26 protein-coding genes, 1 other RNA gene and 3 pseudogenes are annotated in these 23,107 nt (G+C 51.6%); 11 read left to right on the plus strand and 19 right to left on the minus strand.

What is annotated here, in order from left to right; translation table 11 throughout:
* Positions 1-4: 4 nt before the first annotated feature.
* From ubiH to ygfB, 3 genes are read right to left on the minus strand one after another with little or no spacing between them, the layout of a single operon-like run.
* A complete protein-coding gene (gene ubiH, locus ACJHYW_RS17325; RefSeq protein ID WP_000111208.1) occupies positions 5-1,183 on the minus strand; it encodes a 2-octaprenyl-6-methoxyphenyl hydroxylase in 1,179 nt (392 codons plus the stop codon).
* A complete protein-coding gene (pepP, locus tag ACJHYW_RS17330; protein ID WP_001280384.1) occupies positions 1,180-2,505 on the minus strand; it encodes a Xaa-Pro aminopeptidase in 1,326 nt (441 codons plus the stop codon). Before pepP ends, ubiH begins: the two co-directional genes overlap by 4 nt.
* A gap of 25 nt (positions 2,506-2,530) precedes the next feature.
* Entirely contained in the window at positions 2,531-3,109 is a 579-nt protein-coding gene (gene ygfB / locus ACJHYW_RS17335) for a UPF0149 family protein YgfB (protein ID WP_001295378.1), read from the minus strand.
* A 167-nt stretch (positions 3,110-3,276) separates the two neighbouring features.
* Between ygfB and zapA the strand changes: the two genes are divergently transcribed.
* The 3 genes from zapA (at position 3,277) to ACJHYW_RS17350 (ending at position 4,454) form a co-directional block, all read left to right on the plus strand.
* Positions 3,277-3,606, plus strand: coding sequence for a cell division protein ZapA (gene zapA, locus ACJHYW_RS17340; RefSeq protein ID WP_001276008.1), 330 nt, complete (start codon positions 3,277-3,279; stop codon positions 3,604-3,606).
* A 41-nt stretch (positions 3,607-3,647) separates the two neighbouring features.
* Positions 3,648-3,831: non-coding RNA, 6S RNA (gene ssrS / locus ACJHYW_RS17345), on the plus strand.
* 20 nt (positions 3,832-3,851) lie between these two features.
* Positions 3,852-4,454: a 5-formyltetrahydrofolate cyclo-ligase gene (locus ACJHYW_RS17350; RefSeq protein ID WP_001298273.1), complete on the plus strand. Its 603-nt coding sequence runs from the start codon at positions 3,852-3,854 to the stop codon at positions 4,452-4,454.
* Positions 4,455-4,554: 100 nt separating this feature from the next.
* Here ACJHYW_RS17350 and ibsC read toward each other — a convergent pair whose 3' ends face one another.
* From ibsC to ACJHYW_RS17370, 4 genes are all read right to left on the minus strand, one after another.
* The gene (gene ibsC / locus ACJHYW_RS17355; RefSeq protein WP_071525914.1) at positions 4,555-4,614 is read right to left on the minus strand and encodes a type I toxin-antitoxin system toxin IbsC; all 60 of its coding nucleotides are present in this window, start codon (positions 4,612-4,614) and stop codon (positions 4,555-4,557) included.
* Positions 4,615-4,843: 229 nt separating this feature from the next.
* Positions 4,844-6,076 (minus strand): phosphoglycerate dehydrogenase, encoded by a 1,233-nt coding sequence (serA, locus tag ACJHYW_RS17360; protein WP_001151610.1) that lies wholly within the window; start codon positions 6,074-6,076, stop codon positions 4,844-4,846.
* Between the two features lie 255 nt (positions 6,077-6,331).
* Entirely contained in the window at positions 6,332-6,991 is a 660-nt protein-coding gene (gene rpiA / locus ACJHYW_RS17365; RefSeq protein ID WP_001298252.1) for a ribose-5-phosphate isomerase RpiA, read from the minus strand.
* Positions 6,992-7,046: 55 nt separating this feature from the next.
* Positions 7,047-7,277: a LysR substrate-binding domain-containing protein gene (locus tag ACJHYW_RS17370; RefSeq protein WP_000545309.1), complete on the minus strand. Its 231-nt coding sequence runs from the start codon at positions 7,275-7,277 to the stop codon at positions 7,047-7,049.
* 140 nt (positions 7,278-7,417) lie between these two features.
* Between ACJHYW_RS17370 and argP the strand changes: the two genes are divergently transcribed.
* The 3 genes and pseudogenes from argP to ACJHYW_RS17385 all read left to right on the plus strand — a co-directional run.
* Positions 7,418-8,311, plus strand: coding sequence for a DNA-binding transcriptional regulator ArgP (argP, locus tag ACJHYW_RS17375; RefSeq protein ID WP_000828351.1), 894 nt, complete (start codon positions 7,418-7,420; stop codon positions 8,309-8,311).
* Between the two features lie 202 nt (positions 8,312-8,513).
* A pseudogene (locus ACJHYW_RS17380) lies at positions 8,514-9,479 on the plus strand (methylmalonyl-CoA mutase family protein); the annotation flags it as partial.
* A pseudogene (locus ACJHYW_RS17385) lies at positions 9,456-9,608 on the plus strand (acetyl-CoA hydrolase); the annotation flags it as partial. The pseudogenes ACJHYW_RS17380 and ACJHYW_RS17385, both read left to right, overlap by 24 nt.
* Here the strand turns inward: ACJHYW_RS17385 and srsR are convergent.
* From srsR to epd, 7 genes are all read right to left on the minus strand, one after another.
* Positions 9,605-10,501 (minus strand): LysR family transcriptional regulator SrsR, encoded by an 897-nt coding sequence (gene srsR / locus ACJHYW_RS17390; RefSeq protein WP_049043398.1) that lies wholly within the window; start codon positions 10,499-10,501, stop codon positions 9,605-9,607. The pseudogene ACJHYW_RS17385 and the gene srsR overlap by 4 nt on opposite strands.
* 167 nt (positions 10,502-10,668) lie before the next feature.
* Positions 10,669-11,409, minus strand: a complete 741-nt coding sequence (locus ACJHYW_RS17395; protein ID WP_000669838.1) for an oxidative stress defense protein — start codon at positions 11,407-11,409, stop codon at positions 10,669-10,671.
* A 92-nt stretch (positions 11,410-11,501) separates the two neighbouring features.
* Positions 11,502-12,137 carry an arginine exporter ArgO gene (gene argO, locus ACJHYW_RS17400; RefSeq protein ID WP_072649075.1) on the minus strand — a complete coding sequence of 212 codons (636 nt, stop codon included), beginning with the start codon at positions 12,135-12,137 and terminating at the stop codon, positions 11,502-11,504.
* 138 nt (positions 12,138-12,275) lie between these two features.
* Complete coding sequence (mscS, locus tag ACJHYW_RS17405) at positions 12,276-13,136, minus strand: small-conductance mechanosensitive channel MscS (protein ID WP_000389811.1); 861 nt, start codon at positions 13,134-13,136, stop codon at positions 12,276-12,278.
* Between the two features lie 190 nt (positions 13,137-13,326).
* Positions 13,327-14,406: a class II fructose-bisphosphate aldolase gene (gene fbaA, locus ACJHYW_RS17410; protein WP_000034375.1), complete on the minus strand. Its 1,080-nt coding sequence runs from the start codon at positions 14,404-14,406 to the stop codon at positions 13,327-13,329.
* A 214-nt stretch (positions 14,407-14,620) separates the two neighbouring features.
* On the minus strand, positions 14,621-15,784 hold the full coding sequence (gene pgk / locus ACJHYW_RS17415; protein ID WP_000111269.1) for a phosphoglycerate kinase: 1,164 nt from the start codon (positions 15,782-15,784) through the stop codon (positions 14,621-14,623).
* Positions 15,785-15,833: 49 nt separating this feature from the next.
* Positions 15,834-16,853: an erythrose-4-phosphate dehydrogenase gene (gene epd / locus ACJHYW_RS17420; RefSeq protein WP_000218480.1), complete on the minus strand. Its 1,020-nt coding sequence runs from the start codon at positions 16,851-16,853 to the stop codon at positions 15,834-15,836.
* Positions 16,854-17,224: 371 nt separating this feature from the next.
* Between epd and ACJHYW_RS17425 the strand changes: the two genes are divergently transcribed.
* The 5 genes from ACJHYW_RS17425 to ACJHYW_RS17445 are packed head-to-tail and all read left to right on the plus strand — an operon-like array spanning position 17,225 to position 20,301.
* Positions 17,225-17,656: a PPC domain-containing DNA-binding protein gene (locus ACJHYW_RS17425; protein WP_000988707.1), complete on the plus strand. Its 432-nt coding sequence runs from the start codon at positions 17,225-17,227 to the stop codon at positions 17,654-17,656.
* Positions 17,657-17,678: 22 nt separating this feature from the next.
* Positions 17,679-18,257 carry an ECF transporter S component gene (locus ACJHYW_RS17430; RefSeq protein WP_000113903.1) on the plus strand — a complete coding sequence of 193 codons (579 nt, stop codon included), beginning with the start codon at positions 17,679-17,681 and terminating at the stop codon, positions 18,255-18,257.
* Positions 18,258-18,965: an energy-coupling factor transporter transmembrane component T gene (locus ACJHYW_RS17435; RefSeq protein ID WP_000553240.1), complete on the plus strand. Its 708-nt coding sequence runs from the start codon at positions 18,258-18,260 to the stop codon at positions 18,963-18,965.
* Positions 18,953-19,630: an ABC transporter ATP-binding protein gene (locus ACJHYW_RS17440; protein WP_001765025.1), complete on the plus strand. Its 678-nt coding sequence runs from the start codon at positions 18,953-18,955 to the stop codon at positions 19,628-19,630. The genes ACJHYW_RS17435 and ACJHYW_RS17440 overlap by 13 nt, the downstream gene beginning before the upstream one ends.
* A complete protein-coding gene (locus ACJHYW_RS17445; RefSeq protein WP_000956879.1) occupies positions 19,624-20,301 on the plus strand; it encodes an ABC transporter ATP-binding protein in 678 nt (225 codons plus the stop codon). The genes ACJHYW_RS17440 and ACJHYW_RS17445 overlap by 7 nt, the downstream gene beginning before the upstream one ends.
* Here the strand turns inward: ACJHYW_RS17445 and ACJHYW_RS17450 are convergent.
* The 5 genes and pseudogenes from ACJHYW_RS17450 to ACJHYW_RS17470 form a co-directional block, all read right to left on the minus strand.
* Positions 20,273-20,986: a nucleoside/nucleotide kinase family protein gene (locus ACJHYW_RS17450; RefSeq protein WP_000687745.1), complete on the minus strand. Its 714-nt coding sequence runs from the start codon at positions 20,984-20,986 to the stop codon at positions 20,273-20,275. The two genes, ACJHYW_RS17445 and ACJHYW_RS17450, sit on opposite strands and share 29 nt — an antisense overlap.
* Entirely contained in the window at positions 20,983-21,492 is a 510-nt protein-coding gene (gene fumE / locus ACJHYW_RS17455; protein WP_000224127.1) for a fumarase E, read from the minus strand. Before fumE ends, ACJHYW_RS17450 begins: the two co-directional genes overlap by 4 nt.
* 21 nt (positions 21,493-21,513) lie before the next feature.
* Entirely contained in the window at positions 21,514-21,684 is a 171-nt protein-coding gene (locus tag ACJHYW_RS17460; protein ID WP_369808866.1) for a fructose-bisphosphatase class II, read from the minus strand.
* Positions 21,656-21,829: pseudogene (locus tag ACJHYW_RS17465) on the minus strand (fructose-bisphosphatase class II); the annotation flags it as partial. The pseudogene ACJHYW_RS17465 and the gene ACJHYW_RS17460, both read right to left, overlap by 29 nt.
* The gene (locus ACJHYW_RS17470; RefSeq protein WP_000853190.1) at positions 21,826-23,103 is read right to left on the minus strand and encodes a zinc-binding dehydrogenase; all 1,278 of its coding nucleotides are present in this window, start codon (positions 23,101-23,103) and stop codon (positions 21,826-21,828) included. The pseudogene ACJHYW_RS17465 and the gene ACJHYW_RS17470, both read right to left, overlap by 4 nt.
* Between the last annotated feature and the right edge of the window lie 4 nt (positions 23,104-23,107).

Consider the following 23,107-nt stretch of genomic DNA (forward strand, 5'->3'; position numbering starts at 1 on the left):
GCCTTCAACGCGCCACCCAACCAAGAGTGCGCTGCGCCAGCACATCGCGTGCCGGGGTAAATAATTCCATCGTCATCAGCCCGATGTTGCGCCCGACAACCAGCGGCGTCCAACGGTTGGCAAAAAGATGTACAAGGCTGTCCGTGACGCCGATGGTTGCTTCGCGATCGCTCTGTCGACGCTGCTGATAACGGCACAATACGCCGTAATCACCCATGTCTTCTCCGCGTTCCTGCGCCTGAGTCAGGGTTTCCGCAAGGCTCATGACATCACGCATACCGAGGTTAAATCCTTGCCCGGCGATGGGATGCAGAGTTTGCGCCGCATTGCCCACCAGCACGGTACGATGGGTAATAGGTTTGGCGGCGCGGGTTAGCGCTAGCGGATAAGCACTGCGTTTACCGGCATGAGTAATTTTCCCAAGTCGCCAGCCAAAGGCCGACTGGAGTTCACGGCAAAACTTCTCGTCGCTCCACGACAGCACCTCTTCGCGCCGTTCCAGTGGATGACACCAGACCAGCGAACAGCGTCCGTCAGACATCGGCAACATCGCCAGCGGGCCATGTTTCGTGAAGCGTTCAAAAGCGCGGCCTTCGTGCGCAACGGAAGTCGCAACGTTAGCAATCACAGCCAGTTGTTCGTAAGGCTCCTGCTGCCAGTCAACGCCGCACACAGTGGCTAACGCTGAATGGGTGCCATCAGCGGCTACCAGCACGCAGCCCGTCAGCGTCTCGCCACTCTCCAGCGTCACTTCAACGAGGCTCTGAGTACGGGCAACGTTAGCCACGCGATCAGGGCAATGCAGCGTTACGCCAGGTGCTTTGCGCAGCAATGCAAACAGCCGTTGCCCGACATTGTGCAATTCGACAACCTGCCCCAGCGCCGCCAGTTGGTAATCTTCTGCGGCGAGGGTGACAAATCCAGCGTGACCACGATCGCTGACATGCACTGTGGTGATGGCAGTTGCGCAATCAGCCAGAGATTGCCAGACGCCGATGCGCGCCAGTTGCTGACAAGTACCCGCCGCCAGCGCAATAGCCCGTCCATCAAAGCCCGGATGAGCATGTGACTCTGGCGCAGTCGCTTCAATCAAATGTACCGGCAGCGCCCCGTGACTTAACCGGGAAATAGCCAGCGCCAGCGTCGCGCCCGCCATGCCGCCACCGACGATGATTACGCTCATTGCTTTCTCGCAGCAGCCATCAACGCTTCGATTTCTTCCGGCTTTTTCACCACGCTGGCGGTGAGGTTTTCGTTGCCGGTTTCGGTAATCACAATGTCGTCTTCAATACGAATGCCGATACCGCGATACTGTTCTGGCACGTCTGCATCCGGCGCAATATAAAGACCTGGCTCTACGGTCAGAACCATGCCCGGTTCAAGAATGCGCGAGCGCTCCTGGCCATAAACGCCAACGTCATGAACATCCAGACCTAACCAGTGGCTAAGGCCATGCATAAAGAAAGGACGATGGGCATTCTGAGCGATCAGTTCATCAACATCACCTTTCAGGATGCCGAGTTTTACCAGGCCGCTAACCATGATGCGCACCACTTCACCAGTGACTTCCTGAATGGAAGTTCCCGGACGATACAGGCGCAAGCTGGTTTCGAGAGATTCCAGCACAATATCGTAGATTTCACGCTGGGCCTGGGTGAATTTGCCGTTGACTGGGAAGGTTCGGGTAATATCACCCGCGTAACCTTTGTATTCGCAACCCGCGTCAATCAACACCAGATCGCCGTCGCGCAGTTCACACTCGTTTTCGGTGTAGTGCAAAATGCAGCCGTTTTCACCGCTGCCGACAATGGTGTTATAGGAAGGGTAACGCGCACCGTGGCGGTTAAATTCGTGGTGAATTTCGCCTTCCAGATGGTACTCGAACATCCCCGGACGGCATTTTTCCATCGCCCGTGTATGTGCCAGGGCGGTGATTTCTCCCGCGCGGCGGAGTACGGCAATCTCTTCTGGCGATTTGAACAGGCGCATTTCATGGACCATGGGACGCCAGTCGATCATCGTTGCTGGCGCGGTGAGATTTTGTCGCGAGCCTTTACGCAGTTTTTCCAGTGCACTGTTCACGATTTCATCAGCATATGCATATTCGCCCTGAGCATGGTAAACCACATCCAGGCCGTTAAGTAGTTGATAAAGTTGCTGATTGATTTCGCTGAATGCCAGTGCGCGGTCAACACCCAGTTTCTCTGGCGCGGCATCCTGGCCTAAGCGACGACCAAACCAGATCTCTGCCGTCAGGTCGCGAACGCGGTTAAACAAAACGCTGTGGTTATGAGTGTCGTCGCTTTTAATCAGCACCAGCACCGCTTCCGGTTCGTTAAAGCCGGTGAAGTACCAGAAGTCACTGTTCTGACGATAGGGGTATTCGCTGTCGGCGCTACGTGTTACTTCTGGTGCAGCAAAAATCAGCGCGGCGCTGCCGGGTTGCATTTGCTCTACCAGGGCCTGACGGCGACGCTGAAATTCTTGCCGGGATATATCACTCATAACACTCTCCTTACGTTTTTTGTTTTTAGTGTAGAGTCGGTTTTTGTACTTCTGGCGCAGTCGGTTGCGGATGAGTAAAGGTGTCGTGGCATAACAGCGCGGCAACACGGACGTACTCGATGATCTCTTCAAGCGACATTTCAAGCTCTTCCTGATCTTCGTCTTCGTCGTAACCCAACTGTGCGATGTTACGCAGATCGTCGATGGCTTCACCGGTTTCGCCGGTCACTTTGTCCAGCTTCGGTTGCGTAACGCCAAGACCAAGCAGGAAGTGATTAACCCAACCTGCCAGCGCATCAGCCCGATCGAAAACGCTGACGTCATCGCCATCAGGCAGATAAAGCTGAAAAAGGAAGCCGTCATCCTGCAGGGCATCGCTGGTGGCAGAGTGCATTTTGCGCAGTGCCTGTGCCAGCTCATGACCGAAAGCCATGCCTTCGTTCGTCAGGTCGTGAAGTAGCGGCAGCCATGAGCTGTCATCGTTACCGCCACATATCATCCCACTGATTAAACCATGCATCTCAGCAGGGGTCAGACCCGTCCCTTGTTGGTTCAGATACTGGTTCATTTCGTTGTAACCAGGCATTTCGTTCTGTATAGACATAAGCATTCGTCGTCAAAGGGAGGAATATTCATGATATGCTACCACTTTGGGCCCTGGTGGACCAGAAAAGGGCTTGTCTCTTCTCATCAGGGTAGCTATAGTGTCGCCCCTTCGCAGACCATGGGTCTAAAGACGAAGGCAGCGCAGTCAATCAGCAGGAAGGTGGCATGTCTGCACAACCCGTCGATATCCAAATTTTTGGCCGTTCACTGCGTGTGAACTGCCCGCCTGACCAAAGGGATGCGTTGAATCAGGCAGCGGACGATCTGAACCAACGGTTGCAAGATCTGAAAGAACGCACTAGAGTCACAAATACTGAACAGTTGGTCTTCATTGCCGCATTGAATATCAGCTATGAGTTAGCGCAAGAAAAAGCGAAGACTCGTGACTACGCGGCAAGTATGGAACAGCGTATTCGGATGCTGCAGCAGACCATAGAACAAGCGTTACTTGAACAAGGTCGCATCACCGAAAAAACTAACCAAAACTTTGAATGACACTTTTCGGTTTACTGTGGTAGAGTAACCGTGAAGACAAAATTTCTCTGAGATGTTCGCAAGCGGGCCAGTCCCCTGAGCCGATATTTCATACCACAAGAATGTGGCGCTCCGCGGTTGGTGAGCATGCTCGGTCCGTCCGAGAAGCCTTAAAACTGCGACGACACATTCACCTTGAACCAAGGGTTCAAGGGTTACAGCCTGCGGCGGCATCTCGGAGATTCCCTTCTTATCTGGCACCAGCCATGACGCAACTACCAGAACTCCCACTGACATTATCCCGACAAGAAATCCGCAAAATGATTCGGCAACGTCGTCGTGCGTTAACGCCGGAACAACAGCAGGAAATGGGTCAACAAGCCGCTACCCGGATGATGACTTATCCCCCGGTGGTGATGGCACATACGGTCGCTGTATTCCTCTCTTTTGATGGCGAACTCGACACCCAGCCACTCATAGAACAACTCTGGCGCGCCGGTAAGCGCGTATATCTTCCAGTTTTGCATCCCTTTAGTGCCGGTAACTTGCTGTTCCTGAATTACCATCCGCAAAGCGAACTGGTGATGAACAGGTTGAAGATCCATGAGCCAAAACTGGATGTGCGTGACGTGCTACCCCTTTCCCGATTAGACGTGTTGATCACACCGCTGGTCGCCTTTGATGAGTACGGTCAGCGCCTGGGAATGGGCGGTGGTTTTTATGATCGGACCTTACAAAACTGGCAGCACTATAAAATGCAACCGGTGGGTTATGCGCATGATTGTCAGTTGGTGGAAAAACTCCCCGTTGAAGAGTGGGATATCCCTCTTCCTGCGGTGGTTACACCGTCGAAAGTCTGGGAGTGGTAAGGGCGACACACCTGCATCGCCCTGATTGACATCGTTGATTCTTTAACCTAATTTAGTGAGTAAGGGTAAGGGAGGATGACTCCTCCCCTGAGACTGACTGTTAATAAGCTGGGAAACTTATGAGTAACAGTACAATCAGTATGATGACAAGTCGCATCATAACCCTTCTCCTTCAAGCCCTCGCTTCGGTGAGGGCTTTACCGTTACAGCCCCATGCTGCCCTGCCATCGTAAATCCCCATTAAATAAACACAACGCATTGATCTGACTTTGATTTATTTTCTGGAGCAGACTCGCAATGTAGAATGCGCAATGCGGCAACGGTGTGGAGAAGGGATAAAAAAAACGGGCAAGTCAGTGACCTGCCCGTTGATTTTCAGAGAAGGGGATTTAGTACAGCAGACGAGCGCGAATGGTACCCGGAATAGCTTTCATTGCCTGCAGCGCTTTTTCGGCAACGTCTTCGTCGGCTTCAATATCAATAACTACATAACCCATCTGGGCGGAAGTTTGCAGATATTGCGCGGCGATGTTGACGCCCTGCTCGGCAAAAATTTTGTTGAGCGCAGTCAGCACACCCGGACGGTTTTCGTGGATGTGCATCAGACGACGACCACCGTGCAGTGGCAGCGAGACTTCCGGGAAGTTCACCGCAGAGAGCGTTGAACCATTATCAGAATACTTGATCAATTTACCCGCAACTTCCAGACCGATATTCTCCTGCGCTTCCTGAGTCGAACCGCCAATGTGTGGCGTCAGAAGGACATTGTCGAATTCACACAGCGGAGAGGTAAATGGATCGCTATTGGTCGCCGGTTCCGTCGGGAATACGTCGATTGCCGCCCCCGCCAGATGTTTGCTCGCCAGCGCGTCACACAGCGCTGGAATATCCACCACAGTACCGCGCGAAGCATTAATCAGCAGCGAGCCGGGTTTCATTAGCGAAATCTCTTTCGTGCCCATCATATTTTTGGTGGACGGATTCTCTGGTACATGCAGACTCACCACATCGCTCATATTCAGCAGGTCAGAAAGATGCTGTACCTGAGTGGCGTTGCCCAGCGGCAGTTTGTTTTCAATATCATAAAAGTAAACATACATTCCCAGCGATTCAGCCAGAATGCCCAATTGCGTACCAATATGACCGTAGCCGATGATACCCAGCTTTTTGCCGCGCGCTTCAAAAGAACCCGCCGCCAGTTTGTTCCACACGCCACGATGCGCTTTAGCATTGGCTTCCGGCACGCCGCGCAATAGCAGCAGCAGTTCGCCAATCACCAGCTCCGCAACAGAGCGCGTATTTGAGAACGGTGCGTTAAATACCGGGATCCCGCGCTTTGCCGCCGCATCCAGATCAACCTGGTTTGTTCCTATACAGAAACAGCCAATAGCGACCAGTTTTTCTGCGGCGTTGATCACGTCTTCAGTCAGATGGGTACGGGATCGCAGGCCGATGAAGTGGGCATCGCGGATGGATTCTTTTAATTGTTCATCATCCAGCGCGCCTTTGTGAAATTCGATGTTGGTGTAACCAGCTGCACGAAGGCTTTCCAGCGCCTTTTGGTGCACGCCTTCTACCAGCAGAAACTTAATCTTGTCTTTCTCCAGCGATACCTTTGCCATTTACCCAATCCTGTCTTTTGAAATGTTGTGTGCGGATTTGCATCCGCCTTTCAACATATCAAAAAATAATATTGCGGCAATATGAACGTTTGCGTCGCGATGTTGAGGAAATATCACGCAAAAGTATTTCTTGGATGAATATGCTGGTTTAGAAGATTTATTTAGAGCAATCGACAATTGCCAGGTAAAAACGTGACACATGTCACTAAATTTAATGAAGAGAATTTTTTTAACGGGGGAGGTTCCCCCGTCAGATCATTTCACAATAGTTTTGACACCGTCAGGTGTGCCAATCAGCGCAACGTCCGCGCCACGGTTAGCAAACAAACCAACAGTCACCACGCCAGGAATCGCATTTATGGCGTTTTCCATCGCTATCGGGTCAAGGATTTCCATGCCGTGGACGTCGAGGATCACGTTGCCGTTATCGGTCACTACGCCCTGACGGTATTCCGGACGACCGCCCAGTTTCACCAGCTGGCGCGCCACTGCACTACGTGCCATCGGGATAACTTCTACTGGCAGCGGGAATTTGCCCAGAATATCAACCTGCTTGGAAGCGTCTGCAATACAGATAAATTTTTCCGCAACCGAAGCAATGATTTTTTCACGGGTCAGCGCCGCGCCGCCGCCTTTGATCATTTGCATGTGGCCGTTGATTTCATCTGCGCCATCAACGTAGATGCCAAGGCTGTCGACTTCGTTGAGATCAAAAACGTGAATGCCGAGGCTTTTCAGTTTTTCAGTGGAAGCATCTGAACTGGAAACGGCCCCTTCAATCTGGCCTTTCATTGTACCGAGTGCGTTAATAAAGTGTGCGGCGGTGGAACCTGTACCTACACCAACAATGGTGCCGGGCTGAACATACTGAAGTGCCGCCCATCCTACTGCTTTTTTCAATTCATCCTGCGTCATGATCGTTTCGCCTGTGGTATGAAATTTCACACGCATTATATACAAAAAAAGCGATTCAGACCCCGTTGGCAAGCCGCGTGGTTAACTCATCCATAAAATATCGCGCAATGGCGGGCATCCCCTTTCGCCCCGCAAGTAAAGCATACAACGGTCTGGGTATGCCGCTCCACGGTGCAAACAGGCGCACCAGTTCCCCGTTCGCAAGCCCCTGTTTACAGGCAAACTGAGGCAATAACGCCACGCCATTCAACACAACCAGGGCGCGAACTCGCTGAGCGAAATGCATTAGCGCAAATCCCTGATCTTTTAAGCTGCGCGTTAACCACTGATACAAATGTTACCCACCAACGGCTTCGGTATATGCAACCCGACACAAAATTGTGTCATAGTGCAGGAAAAAGCATTTACCAGGAGCAGACAACAGCAATGAAACGCCCGGACTACAGAACATTACAGGCACTGGATGCGGTGATACGTGAACGAGGATTTGAGCGCGCGGCACAAAAGCTGTGCATTACACAATCAGCCGTCTCACAGCGCATTAAGCAACTGGAAAATATGTTCGGGCAGCCGTTGTTAGTGCGTACCGTACCGCCGCGCCCGACGGAACAAGGGCAAAAACTGTTGGCGCTACTACGCCAGGTGGAGCTGCTGGAAGAAGAGTGGCTGGGCGATGAACAAACCGGTTCGACTCCGCTGCTGCTTTCACTGGCGGTCAACGCCGACAGTCTGGCGACGTGGTTGCTTCCGGCACTGGCTCCTGTGTTGGCTGATTCGCCCATCCGCCTCAACTTGCAGGTAGAAGATGAAACCCGCACTCAGGAACGTCTGCGTCGCGGCGAAGTGGTCGGCGCAGTGAGTATTCAACATCAGGCGCTGCCGAGTTGTCTTGTCGATAAACTCGGTGCGCTCGACTATCTGTTCGTCAGCTCAAAACCGTTTGCCGAAAAATATTTCCCTAACGGCGTAACGCGTTCGGCATTACTGAAAGCGCCAGTGGTCGCGTTTGACCATCTTGACGATATGCACCAGGCCTTTTTGCAGCAAAATTTCGATCTGCCTCCTGGCAGCGTACCCTGCCATATCGTTAATTCTTCGGAAGCGTTCGTGCAACTTGCTCGTCAGGGCACCACCTGCTGTATGATCCCGCACCTGCAAATCGAGAAAGAGCTGGCCAGCGGCGAACTGATTGACTTAACGCCAGGGCTATTTCAACGCCGGATGCTCTACTGGCACCGCTTTGCTCCTGAAAGCCGCATGATGCGTAAAGTCACTGATGCGTTGCTCGATTATGGTCACAAAGTTCTTCGTCAGGATTAATCCATCAAATAACGCCTGATAGCACATATCAGGCGTTATCCTCACTTCTTTTTGTATTCCTTGAATCACATCACAAAATAGACAAATCTCAGGCGGCAAAAAACGACGTCTGAATGCATTTTTTTGCTGGCGACAAACCCACGTAAAAAGCTCACCGTAAGCGCAAATACCCTCATTTTGATTGCGTTTTATGGAGCAAATAATGTCTAACGTGCAGGAGTGGCAACAGCTTGCCAACAAGGAATTGAGCCGTCGGGAGAAAACTGTCGACTCGCTGGTTCAGCAAACCGCGGAAGGGATCGCTATCAAGCCGCTGTATACCGAAGCCGATCTCGATAATCTGGAGGTGACGGGTACTCTTCCTGGTTTGCCACCCTACGTTCGTGGCCCGCGTGCCACTATGTATACCGCCCAACCGTGGACCATCCGTCAGTATGCTGGTTTCTCGACAGCAAAAGAGTCCAACGCTTTTTATCGCCGTAACCTGGCCGCCGGGCAAAAAGGTCTTTCCGTTGCGTTTGACCTTGCCGCCCACCGAGGCTACGACTCCGATAACCCACGCGTGGCGGGCGACGTCGGCCAAGCGGGCGTCGCTATCGACACCGTGGAAGATATGAAAGTCCTGTTCGACCAGATCCCGCTGGATAAAATGTCGGTTTCTATGACCATGAATGGCGCAGTGCTACCAGTACTGGCGTTTTATATCGTCGCCGCAGAAGAGCAAGGTGTTACATCCGATAAACTGACCGGCACCATTCAGAACGCTATCCTCAAAGAGTACCTCTGCCGCAATACCTATATTTACCCGCCAAAACCGTCAATGCGTATTATCGCAGACATCATCGCCTGGTGTTCCGGCAACATGCCGCGATTTAATACCATCAGTATCAGCAGTTACCACATGGGTGAAGCGGGTGCCAACTGCGTGCAGCAGGTAGCATTTACGCTCGCCGATAGGATTGAGTACATCAAAGCAGCAATCTCCGCCGGGCTGAAAATTGATGGCTTCGTCCCTCGCCTGTCGTTTTTCTTCGGCATTGGCATGGATCTGTTTATGAACGCCGCCATGTTGCGTGCGGCACGTTATTTATGGAGCGAAGCGGTCAGTGGATTTGGCGCACAGGATCCGTATAACAACGTTATCCGCACCACCATTGATCATTGTGCACATCCTATGTGTCGGGATTATCTGCATCGCTATCTGGAAAATGCGTCCGGCGGACATATTCACCACGATCTTAGCCACGTCTTCGACTTACACCGTAATTTAATTGCAACCGGATCGATGCCGGGTTAATGGTTTGTCCCGTAACGATCTTCAGCAATATGCTGAAGCATCGTGGCGGTATAACGATGATTTCTGATTGAATAAAGATATTCCTGCATATACATCGGCCTGTGCGGCGCATCAAAATATTTCAGCGTTGCCGGATTCACCAGTCGCCAGGCAAAATGCGGGATCACCGTCAGAAAATGTCCCCGCTCCACGTCGCTGATTTTGGCCATAAAACTATAGGGACGATAAATAATGGTTGGATTGATCCCACAAGGACGCATATTCGCATCAATCATTGCTTCGAAGTTAGCCCGGTTTTGAAAGCGCATTTGTAGCCAGGGCAGCTCCTGAAGCAGCTCTTGCTCCTGTCGCCCTTCATAACGGCGAGAAACGTGAAAGTCCAATCGCAGCGGTGGTAGTTCACTGATAGTCAGGTTTTCCAGTTCCTGAACTCGTGCAGATACATGCTGTGGGGAGATAATAAAATCTAACTGACGGTCAAAAAGATTATCGATAACGCCATTTTCGCTGAACTCAACTGGCTGGATGGTCACGCCTTCGTACTTATCTCCGAGACTAATCAACTGATCAAAAATAATTGTCGGATAAGTATTATCTATGCCTATCACAATTTCTCGTGAACGACGTCCTGAGTTATGGATTTCATTATCAATCGCAGAAAGTCGTTGATAAACCGGGAACAGTTTTTGATACAGTTCCTGTCCGGCTTTATTGAGGCTGATATTATTATCTTTGCGGGTAAATAGCGTATAGCCAATTTGTTCTTCCAGCGCGGCAATGCTTTTGCCAAATCGCGAAGCCGTCATATGGATTTTTTCTGCCGCCCGGGCAATATTATTGGTTTGCGCTAATAAAATGAAATTGCGCATCTTTTTCGAAATAAAAATGTCCATCCCCCCTCTCCCGCATCCTTGTCCGCTTAACCGTTTCAGTCAGCCTATCCTTGATGAAACCGCGAGCAAAGATAGGTGATTACGTCATGGTTTTACAGAAAATTACAGAAAAAGGAGGCAATATCGGGTAAAGGCATTAGCCCGACGAATACGTCGGGCTACAAATATTATTGTGCTGCCGGTGTTTTAGCGGGTTGTTGATCCACAGGTTCTAACTGGAAGACCACATCGACCTGATCATCAAACTGAATAGCGGCCTGCTCGTAAGTTTCCTGGGCGGACACCGGCGCGGCATCGGCTTTCATCATCCGCACCATTGGGCTGGGCTGATAGTTGGAAACATGGTAGCGCACGCTATATACCGGCCCGAGTTTGCGATTAAAGCCGTTCGCCAGTTCCTGTGCCTGATGAATCGCGTTATCAATCGCTGCCTTACGCGCTTTGTCTTTATAGGCATCCGGCTGCGCCACGCCCAGCGACACAGAACGAATTTCGTTAAGACCCGCCTTTAGCGCGCCGTCCAGCAAGGAATTCAGTTTGTCTAACTGACGGAGCGTGACTTCCACCGTTCTCACTGCGCGGTAGCCTTTCAGGATACTTTTACCATCCTGATAATCATAATCTGGCTGAGTGCGTAAGTTCGCTGAGCTGATATCTTTTTTCGCGATCTGATTGAGCTCAAGGAAGGAAATGTATTGTGCGACGCGCTCATCTGCCTGTTTCTTGGCAGTAGCGGCATCCTTCGCGGCCACGTTAACTTCAATCGCAAGAGTGGCAATGTCTGGCACCGCATCCACGCTTGCCGTACCGGAGGTGACAATATGCGGTCCATCCGGCAATTCGTTAGCCTGCGCTGCCATCCCGCTAATACCCATTAATGCCGCCAGGGCGATAACTTTGAACTTCACGTTAGTCTCTCCGTGTTAATTGACTTGCCCAAAATTCAGGACCTCTGGAGGCAAGCTTAGCGCCTCTGTTTTATTTTTCCATCAGATAGCGCCTAACTGAACAAGGCTTGTGCATGAGCAATACCGTCTCTCGCCAGCTGCAAGGCAATAAACCACATAACACATCCCACTACCAGATTGATAATGCGCTGTGATTTTGCCGTGCGCAGGCGCGGTGCCAGCCAGGCTGCGAGAATAGCCAGACCAAAGAACCACAGGAAAGAGGCGCTAATTGTCCCGAGCGCAAACCAACGTTTTGGTTCCACATCAAGTTTCCCGCCAAGGCTGCCCAGCACAACAAAAGTATCCAGGTAAACATGCGGATTCAGCCAGGTCACTGCCAACATGGTGGCGATAATTTTCCATCTGCCTTGTTTCAGGACTTCGGCACTGGCTAACTCAATGTTACTGCTCATTGCTGTTTTAAAAGCGCCAAAACCATACCACAGCAAGAAGGCTACGCCGCCCCAGGTGACCAGCGCCAGCAACCACGGCGACTGCATCAATAACGCGCTGCCACCAAAAATCCCCGCACAAATCAGGACCAAATCGCTGATAGCACAAAGTAAGGCAATCATAATGTGGTACTGACGACGAATGCCCTGATTCATCACAAAAGCATTTTGTGGACCGAGCGGTAGGATCATAGCTGCGCCAAGTGCAAGACCTTGAAAGTAATAAGAAAACACGTTGGATATTCCGAATTAAGTATCTGATGCAGAGACTATATCGCGGGATTGTTATTAGCGGAAATTGATAATATTAATTGGCAATCAGAAAAACTAATAAGAGAGAGGCCAGAGAGTATTATCTGGCCTCAGCGTTGATTACGCAGCTTTGTCTTCTTTCACCCGCTTAAAGTTCACATCCATTTGCGGGTACGGGAAGCTGATACCGGCGGCATCAAATTCACGTTTAATACGCTCCAGCACATCCCAGTACACGTTTTGCAGATCGCCGCTGTTGCTCCAGACGCGGACCACGAAATTAATCGACGATGCGCCAAGTTCGTTCAGACGCACAGTCATTTCGCGATCTTTCAAAATGCGATCTTCAGACTGGATAATATCGGTCAGGATCTGCTTAACCTGATCGATATCGGAATCATACGCCACGCCAATAATAAATTCGTTACGGCGAGCTGGCTCGCGGGAGAAGTTAATAATATTCCCGGCAATAATTTTACCGTTCGGAATAACGATAATTTTACCGTCTGCAGTACGCATGGTGGTGGAGAAAATCTGCACACTCAGCACAGTACCGGCTACGCCGCCGAGGTCAACATATTCTCCGGCACGGAACGGGCGGAACATGACAAGTAACACGCCAGCGGCCAGGTTAGACAGTGACCCCTGCAAAGCCAGACCAACAGCTAAGCCTGCGGCACCGAGTACAGCAATGACTGACGCTGTTTGTACGCCCACGCGCCCCAGTGCAGCGATTAGCGTAAAGGCGATAATTCCGTAACGGACTAATGCAGAAAGAAAATCAGCAACAGTGGCATCGATTTTACGGGAGATCATCAGGCGATTCACCGCGTTGGAAATCATCCGCGCGATAATCAAACCAACGATGATGATCGCGAGTGCCGCCACGATGTTTACTGCATAACTTAGCAGCAGCGCCTGGTTAGCCACCAGCCAGCTTCCCGCGCCGTTTATGCTATCGACAACATTCAAATCTTCCATTCAATATTCCTTTTCAACTGACTCAAAATGGAGAAATACACTCCGCCGCCTTATGACGGGCAGTCTGACAAGGGTAAACAATAAAGCATAATTTTGCCAAATAGATCACAGATTTCTCATCTGTATCACCTTGCTTTTGGCGAAAAAAAGACCCGCAGAGCGGGCCTTGAGATAAGCAGAAAGGAATATCTTACAGAACGTCGATCGCGTTCAGTTCCTGGAATGCTTTTTCCAGACGAGCGATCATCGAAGTCTGACCGGCACGCAGCCATACGCGCGGATCGTAGTATTTCTTGTTCGGCTGATCTTCGCCTTTCGGGTTGCCCAGCTGGCCTTGCAGATAAGCTTCGTTTTCTTTGTAGTAGTTCAGAACACCTTCCCAGGTTGCCCATTGAGTATCGGTATCGATGTTCATTTTCACTACGCCGTAGCTTACGGAGTCTTTGATTTCCTGAGCAGTAGAACCGGAACCACCGTGGAATACGAAGTTCAGGCTGTTGTGCGGCAGGTTGTGTTTCTTAGAAACATATTCCTGAGAGTCGCGCAGGATGGTCGGAGTCAGAACAACGTTACCCGGCTTGTAAACACCGTGTACGTTACCGAAGGACGCAGCGATGGTGAAACGCGGGCTGATTTTGCTCAGCTCGGTGTATGCGTAATCAACGTCTTCCGGCTGGGTGTACAGTGCAGAAGCGTCCATGTGGCTGTTGTCCACGCCGTCTTCTTCACCACCGGTGCAACCCAGTTCGATTTCCAGAGTCATGCCGATTTTGGACATGCGCTCCAGGTATTTAGAGCAGATTTCAATGTTCTCTTGCAGAGATTCTTCAGACAGGTCAATCATGTGAGAAGAGAACAGCGGCTTACCGGTAGCAGCGAAGTGTTTTTCACCCGCGTCCAGCAGACCGTCGATCCACGGCAGCAGTTTCTTCGCGCAGTGGTCGGTGTGCAGGATAACCGGAACACCATAATGTTCAGCCATCTGGTGAACGTGATGCGCACCAGAGATCGCACCCAGGATAGCAGCGCCCTGCGGAACGTCAGATTTCACGCCTTTACCAGCGATAAAAGAAGCACCACCGTTGGAGAACTGAACGATAACCGGCGCTTTAACTTTAGCTGCGGTTTCCAGTACGGCGTTGATGGAGTCAGTACCGACGCAGTTTACTGCTGGCAGTGCGAAGTTGTTTTCTTTTGCTACCTGGAAAACTTTCTGTACGTCATCACCAGTGATTACGCCAGGTTTTACGAAATCAAAAATCTTAGACATGTCTCTTGTCCTGTATCGTCGGGCCTTATACTCGTCATACTTCAAGTTGCATGTGCTGCGTCTGCGTTCGCTCACCCCAATCACTTATTTATGTAAGCTCCTGGGGATTCACTCTCTTGTCGCCTTCCTGCAACTCGAATTATTTAGAGTATGAAAAAGTGCGTGCTCTAAAAGCGCGCTGAAACAAGGGCAGGTTTCCCTGCCCTGTGATTTTTTACTTCTTAGCGCGCTCTTCGAGCATCGCTACTGCAGGCAGTACTTTACCTTCTACGAATTCGAGGAATGCGCCGCCGCCAGTGGAGATGTAGGAGATTTTGTCAGCAATGCCGAACAGGTCGATTGCTGCCAGAGTGTCGCCGCCGCCAGCGATGGAGAACGCTTCGCTGTCTGCGATAGCGTTAGCCACGATTTCAGTACCTTTGCGGAAGTTCGGGAATTCGAACACGCCAACCGGACCGTTCCACAGAATGGTTTTCGCATTCTTCAGGATTTCAGCCAGTTCCTGAGCGGAAGCATCACCGATATCCAGGATCTGCTCGTCAGCTTTCACATCGTTAACAGATTTCAGGGTAGCCGGTGCAGTTTCAGAGAACTCGGTTGCTACGCGAACATCAGACGGAACCGGGATGTTGCAGGTGGTCAGCAGACGTTTAGCTTCGTCAACCAGGTCAGCTTCGTACAGGGATTTACCCACATCGTGGCCTTGTGCCGCGATAAAGGTGTTAGCAATACCACCACCAACGATCAGCTGGTCAGCGATTTTAGACAGGGAGTCCAGAACGGTCAGTTTGGTAGATACTTTAGAACCACCAACGATAGCCACCATCGGACGAGCAGGTTCTTTCAGTGCTTTACCCAGCGCGTCCAGTTCAGCTGCCAGCAGCGGGCCTGCGCACGCAACGTCAGCGAATTTACCGATACCGTGAGTAGAAGCCTGCGCGCGGTGAGCAGTACCGAATGCGTCCATTACGAACACGTCACACAGTGCAGCGTATTTTTTGGACAGGGTTTCGTCGTCTTTCTTCTCGCCTTTGTTGAAGCGAACGTTTTCCAGAACAACCAGTTCACCTTCAGCAACGTCAACGCCGTCGAGGTAATCTTTAACCAGACGAACCGGGTTAGACAGTTTGTCTTTCAGGTAGTTAACAACCGGCAGCAGAGAGAATTCTTCGTTGTACTCGCCTTCGGTAGGACGACCCAGGTGGGAAGTTACCATCACTTTTGCGCCTTGTTTCAGGGCCAGTTCGATGGTCGGCAGAGAAGCACGGATACGCGCGTCGCTGGTTACTTTCCCGTCTTTTACTGGTACGTTCAGATCCGCACGGATAAATACACGTTTCCCAGCAAGATCCAGATCGGTCATCTTAATTACAGACATGGTGAATCCTCTCGTTGATTCTAAAAGTTTTGCAGACGCTGCTTGCGTCTTACCTGAAAGCAACAGTAGCCATAGCTAACGTCGTGTCGAGCATTCGGTTAGCAAAGCCCCATTCGTTATCGCACCAGACCAACGTTTTGATCAGGTGTGCGCCACTGACCCGGGTTTGAGTGCCATCGACAATGGCACTGTGCGGATCGTGGTTAAAATCTACAGAGACCAACGGCAATTCCGTATAGTCAACTATACCATGAAATGCACCTTGTGCTGCTTTTTGCAGCAACAGGTTGACTTCATTGGCTTTTACAGGTTTCTTCACCGTCACGCTTAAATCGATTGCCGTCACATTTATGGTTGGCACACGTACCGCAATCGCCTCAAAGCGATCGTTAAATTGCGGAAAAAATCGTGTGATACCGGCGGCCAGTTTAGTATCGACCGGAATGATCGACTGACTGGCTGCCCGAGTGCGACGCAGGTCTGGATGGTATGCATCAATAACCTGTTGATCGTGCATGGCGGAGTGAATTGTGGTCACAGTGCCGGACTCAATACCGTACGCATCATCTAACAATTTGATGACGGGAATTATGCAATTCGTGGTACAGGAAGCGTTAGAAACGATGCGGTGTTCCGCACGAAGTTGATCCTGATTGACGCCATAAACAACGGTCGCGTCGAGATCGTTACTGCCAGGATGTGAAAAGAGCACTTTTTTAGCCCCGGCGGCAATGTGTGCTTCACCATGCTCGCGGGAGCCATATACGCCGGTGCAGTCGAGGACTACATCAACGCCAAGTTCACGCCAGGGGAGCGATTGCAGTGAACGTTCATGCAATACACGGATGGCGTCATCACCAACAAAAAGTTGATCGCGTTCCTGTCGTACTTCCCATGCAAAACGGCCATGGCTGGTGTCATATTTCAACAAATGCGCCATACCCGCAGCATCCGCCAGTTCGTTGATTGCCACCACGGTAATTTCCGCACGGCGTCCGGATTCATACAAAGCACGAACCACATTACGCCCGATGCGACCGAAGCCATTTATCGCTACGCGTACGGTCATAGATCTCCTGCAAGGTTTTCCCTGAGCAAATTTGCCAGACAGAGTAATCCAGCAAATCGTTCGGGGAAACCTTACCTGTCGCAAACTGCGACTGATTGGTTAATTGTCGAACATTTAATCGACTGAAACGCTTCAGCTAGGATAAGCGAAACGTGGAATAAAAGGAATGATTGTCCAGTCAAAGAAGACAATTATCTGACTTACGTCACGTTTTCAGCCCCGCCCCTGTGGAATTTATTCCACTTTGCAGAATCACGAATAAGCGTAGCAAAATCTTTTCGTTGTGCCGTCACAAACCCTGACTTATATCAGAATATGACTGATGCAGCGTCGATATTATCCGCAATACGTCCGAGTTTCGGAGTACTCCAATGATGACATTGCCCTACCCATATTCTTCCTCCGCACGTTTTTACGCGCTGCGCCTGCTCCCCGGGCAGGAAGTTCTCTCCCAATTACGCGCCTTCGCGCAGCAACAACAACTCCACGCCGCGTGGATTGCAGGTTGTACCGGCAGTCTGACTGACGTCGCCTTACGCTATGCCGGGCAAGAAAACACTGCCCTGCTAAGCGGTAAGTTCGAAGTCATCGCATTGAACGGCACGCTGGAACAGAGTGGTGAACATCTTCATCTCTGCGTTTCCGATCCACACGGCACGATGCTTGGCGGTCATATGATGCCCGGCTGTACCGTGCGGACCACGCTTGAACTGGTGATCGGCTGCCTGGAGGAACTGGCGTTTAGCCGCCAGCTTTGCGCGCTTTCTGGTTACGACGAGTTGCATATTTCCCCCGTTAAATAACTATTTTCAGAGAGGTTTTCTTATGGCGCGTCGCCACTTTTCCAGTCAGGCACTGGTGTTGATCGTTATCTCTATCGCCATCAATATGATCGGCGGACAACTGGCCAGCATGGTTAAATTACCTATTTTTCTCGACTCCATCGGCACACTTATTAGCGCGGTACTGCTTGGTCCGGTGATCGGGATGCTGACCGGTTTACTGACCAATTTACTCTGGGGATTGCTGACCGACCCGATCGCCGCCGCATTTGCGCCCGTCGCGATGGTCATCGGCCTGGTCGCCGGTTGGCTGGCGCGAGCGGGTTGGTTTCGCACCCTGCCAAAAGTCGTTGTTAGCGGCGTGATTATTACGCTTGCGGTAACGGTCGTCGCTGTACCGCTGCGTACTGCGCTGTTCGGCGGCGTGACAGGAAGCGGAGCCGATTTGTTCGTTGCCTGGATGCACTCGATGGGGCAAAACCTGGTGGAGTCGGTGGCGATTACGGTGATAGGCGCGAACCTGGTCGATAAAATTCTCACAGCGGTGATTGTCTGGCTTTTACTGCGTCAGCTGCCGATTCGCACCACGCGCCATTTTCCGGCAATGGCTGCCGTGCGCTAAATGCATCCGTTTACATCCTTAACGCTGTGGGCGCTGGCGGCCTGCACCACGCTTATCCTGCCCACACAGACAATATTGCCAGTCTATAGCGCGGCGACCTTTTTCTGCCTTATTGCGCTAAAGGCCACGCGGCGGCGGGCAAAATATGTCGTCTGGCTGATGTTCTCGCTGGGGGCTGGACTGTGGCTGGTGCACGGTGGCTGGCTGACAGAATGGCTAAGCGGCACGCCACGCTCTCCAGAACGGTGGGCGCATGCTATTACGCTCTGGTTGCGGATTCTGGCGATTGTTTCAACCTCACAGTTGTGGATGCAGTACGTCCCCGTGCAACGTTTTATCCGCGCTTTGTTTGCTTCTCGCCTGCCGCCGGGCGTCGCTTATCTGTTTGCCGGGCCGTTATTGGTCGTTGAGCAGTTAAAACGGCAATTGGCGATTATTCATGAAGCGCAGCGCGCCCGCGGCGTGCCGCTGGATGAGGGCTGGTATCAGCGTTTACGTGCGATGCCCGCGTTAATTATTCCGCTAACACACAATGCGCTAAACGATCTTGCTGTCCGTGGTGCGGCGCTGGATATGCGGGCATTTCGAATCAACAATAGGCGCACTACGTTATGGGCACCAGCCGATAGCACCCTACAACGCGTAGCACGTTACGCCATGATATTGCTAATGCTGGCTGAATTCGGAGCGTGGATATGGTTACGTTAGAACAGTTTCGCTATTGCCCGACACACTCAACGCATCCTCCGTTCTGTTATGACTTTCACTATGTCAAACCGGGGATGGTCGCCATCTTTGGTGACAACGGCAGTGGCAAAAGTACGCTGGCGCAGCTGATGGCGGGCTGGTATCCGGACTTTCTACCAGGAGAGATAACCGGCACGGGGACGCTTCTCGGTACGCCCATTGGGCGTCTCCCGCTTAATGAACAATCCGCCACCATCCAGCTCGTCCAGCAATCGCCCTATTTGCAGCTCTCCGGCTGTACCTTTAGCGTGGAAGAAGAAGTTGCCTTTGGGCCAGAAAATCTGTGTCTTGCTGAAAAAGAGATTATGGCGCGGATTGACGCCGCCCTGGCCCTGACCGAGTGCCAGCCGTTGCGCCATCGTCACCCGGCAACACTCTCCGGTGGAGAGACACAGCGTGTGGTCATCGCCTGCGCCATCGCGATGCAGCCAAAGCTCTTAATTCTTGATGAAGCCTTTAGCCGCCTGACGCCGCAGGCCAGCGAAATGCTGTTGCAGCGCTTACAACACTGGGCGCTTGAACGTGGTTCGCTGATTATTCTTTTTGAACGTCATCACACACCTTTCCTGAACCACTGCCAGCAAGCGTGGCAATTGCAAAACGGAGCGCTCCAGCCACTATGTTAACGTTAAATCAGATATCTTATCGCTGGCCTGGCGCGGCAACGGATTGTCTTTGCGACATTTCTCTGCAACTCAAACAAGGTGAATGGTTGGCGCTGACCGGCGACAATGGCGCGGGAAAATCGACGCTGTTACGAGTAATGGCAGGTCTTCTTACGCCCACAGCCGGTACGGTTATGCTGCAACAACAAGCGATGAAAAACCTGAAAAACCGCCAGCGCGCAGCAAAGATTGGCGTACTGTTTCAGGAAGCGGAAAATCAGCTTTTTCACAGCACCGTTGCTGACGAAATCGCATTTGGTTTGATACTGCAAAAATGCCCGGCGGATGAAATCACTCAACATACCAATGCTGCCCTGCAATGCTGTCAGTTAGCAGACACTGCCAGCGCGCATCCGTTAGATCTGCATAGTGCGCAGCGACGGATGGTCGCCGTCGCCTGCCTGGAAGCACTCTCTCCGCCACTATTGCTACTGGACGAGCCGAGTCGGGATTTTGACGAAAATTGGTTGAGCGTGTTTGAAAGCTGGCTGGAAAAGTGCCGCCAGCGAGGCACGAGCGTCGTAGCAATCAGTCATGACGCCGCATTTACCCGGCGTCATTTCTCTCGTGTGGTGCGACTGGAAGATGGTGTAATCAGGAACGTTAATCCATCAGACGATATTCACCCGTAGCGGTCATCATTAAGGTCAAATTTGCAGGCAGACTCTCTTCCAGCACCCGGCGAACATTCGGCCCGTCGGTACGGTCATAAAAGGCTTCTGCGTCTGCCAGCGATAACCCTCCCGCCAGCTTGCGCCCCACCAGACGCTCCCGCAACGCAGATGCGGGAGCTTTGATAAAGATCGAGAAATCACAAAATTGCGCAAGCTGGCACCACTTCTCGTCGTCCAACAACAACCAGTTTCCTTCGACGATGACGAGTGGTGCGGTAACGTGCAACACATCTTCAACAGGATCATGCTTTTGTCGATCGTACTGCGGCCACGTACAATCCCCTTCCACAACCCGGCACAGATTTTCCGCCAGTTTCGCAACGTTGAATGTCTCTGGTGCGCCTTTGAAGGGTCGCAATTGATGCACATCCAGCCAGCTATTGTAATGGTGAAAACCATCCATCGGCAGCGTCTGAATAGCGGGCAGCTCCGGGTCTTGTTGCGCGAGATATTCCCAGAAGGTGGTTAGGGTAGATTTACCCGTCCCCGGCGGAGCGCAAAGAAAAACCACCGTACGCCGCTGCGGATTTACTGTCTGTAAGGCCGCCAGCATACGCAGCAATGGTTTATGTACATTTTCAATTTCATCATCAGAGTACTGCGCCTGTACCTTTAGTCCATTCACCGTCAGTTCGATTTTCACGGCGTTAATTCCTTTAAGGTGGTCGTTACTGCCAGCATCAGCGCCGTTTTGACCATCCCGCTAAAACGCGCCTCTGACCAGACGGCGAAATCGGCGAATTTCATCGCTTTCAACGCGTCATAGAGACTCGCATTGCGGATTATGCTATTGACGTTGCTGATAAAATCCCAGGCCATGTCATCGGCAAATCCGGGCGTTTCATCCTGTTCGTTCAGGTAATGCCAAAACTGGGAAAAATGCGTGATATCGGCGTACAGCCATTTATCCATTTTCCCCAGCGCATAAATCAAACGCAGCGCAACATCAATATCGTCAAGCGGGCCGCTTTGGGCGAGTAACGGCTTCACTGCATATTCGACGATCTCTTCATCGTTATCGACAAACAGCGACGGCAGAAACTGGCGTATCCCCTGGAGCAAAATAGAATGCGCAGTTTTCATAAATGAAAATAAATTGTCCTGTGCATCCAGTTGCTCAAGCACATCATCTTCTGTCAGCGTCGCCATTGGTCTTCCGATAGATCACCATCAATGCAGGGAGTCTATTATATTACACGTTTGGTCCGCGCCGCCGATCAGTAATGTCTGCGTCCGCACCCCATTCGCCGTCTGTTGGATACCGTTCACCAACTCGCCGCCCGTCACGCCCGTAGCGCTAAAGAGGATATCGTTCCCCCTCGCCGATAACCACTCGCCCACGAAAAGCAACGTCGTTTAATGCCTGGCGCATCGCGGTGACCGCAAGGCTATCAATTTTATTTTTGTCGCCACAGCCGGTTTGCGGCCAGGCAGCCAACGCTGCCTGTTCCGTAACGCGAAATAATGGCCACGCCAGGGACATCATTGCGCGGCCTCCCCAATATCAACGCCAAATTGTGCCAGCAGATATTTCTCGGCCTGTTCATTCCAGATGCCGTGCGTTTTCTCAACCAGCCGCGCCAGCTCTTTAAACAGCGGATCGGTTTTGCCTTTTTCGGCAAAATCGGCAATGGCGGTCAGCGGCATGGTCACGCCGTTATAAATGAGTTTTTTACCGCCAGGGATATCCGGCAGATTGAGCACGGTTTCTGGCACCGCATCCAGGCCACCGATATGGGTCACCATAAACGACGGCTGTAACTGCCCCGTGGCGCTAAGGGCAATCGCCTCTTTCATGTCGTCCGTGGAACCGCCGGACGTGCCGACAACGTGCGTACTGTTGTAATGGACGTTGTAGAAATTAAACGGCACTTTGAAGTTTTTATCCGTCGGACCGGCAAAGAAGTTCAGGCAGCCATCTTCCGCCAGTAATTCATCCGCCATCTCGACGACTGAAGGCACCGCTGCATAGACAAATACGTCATCAAATCCGGCATCATCCGTCAGCGCCCGCAGCGTCTGGACCGGATCGCTCACCCCTTTGGTATTCATATACACCAGCTCAATGCCTTTACTGGCCGCCAGTTCCACCGGCAGCAGCATCTGCACCTGCGCCAGCCGTTTGTCGTCGATATCGACTACCACCACCCGCGACGGTTGTATGCCGCCGTTAATAGCGTAATCGATAGCGCCAATTCCCATCGGGCCTGCACACGCCAGTAGCGCAATATTGCCGCCAGGTTTGACGCCCATACGATGCTCATAAACATATTGCGTGGTGTGATAATTGGCATGATAAGCGCCAATAATGCAGCACATCGGTTCCGCCAGCGAGGCCGCAGCAAAATAAGAGCCGTGATACGGTAATACACAGCCTAAATTAATCGCGATTTCGGGAATAATCATATAGGTGGCGTTACCGCCAAAATATTCGTAGCTGTAGCCCGCTGAATACCCGCCTGGTAACCCCATCGCCGGTTGCAATACAAAACGCTGGCCTTTTTTATATTTGCCAGTGAGATTTTTACCCACTTCGACAATAACCCCGGCACATTCATGCCCGGTAATGACCGGATGATTTTCTAAATCGTCGGGGACGCGTTTATGTTCACTACCGAGTAACGCCGCTTTCCAGGTGGATAAACAAACGCTGTCAGAAATTACATTCACTAACAGTTCATTATCGGTAATTTCTGGCAGCTCAAATTCGCGCAGACGGACATCCCGCTTGCCATAAATAGCAGCAACTTTGGTTTTCATTTTT

The organism is Escherichia sp. WS3063 (assembly GCF_046486595.1).
Lineage (GTDB): Bacteria > Pseudomonadota > Gammaproteobacteria > Enterobacterales > Enterobacteriaceae > Escherichia > Escherichia coli.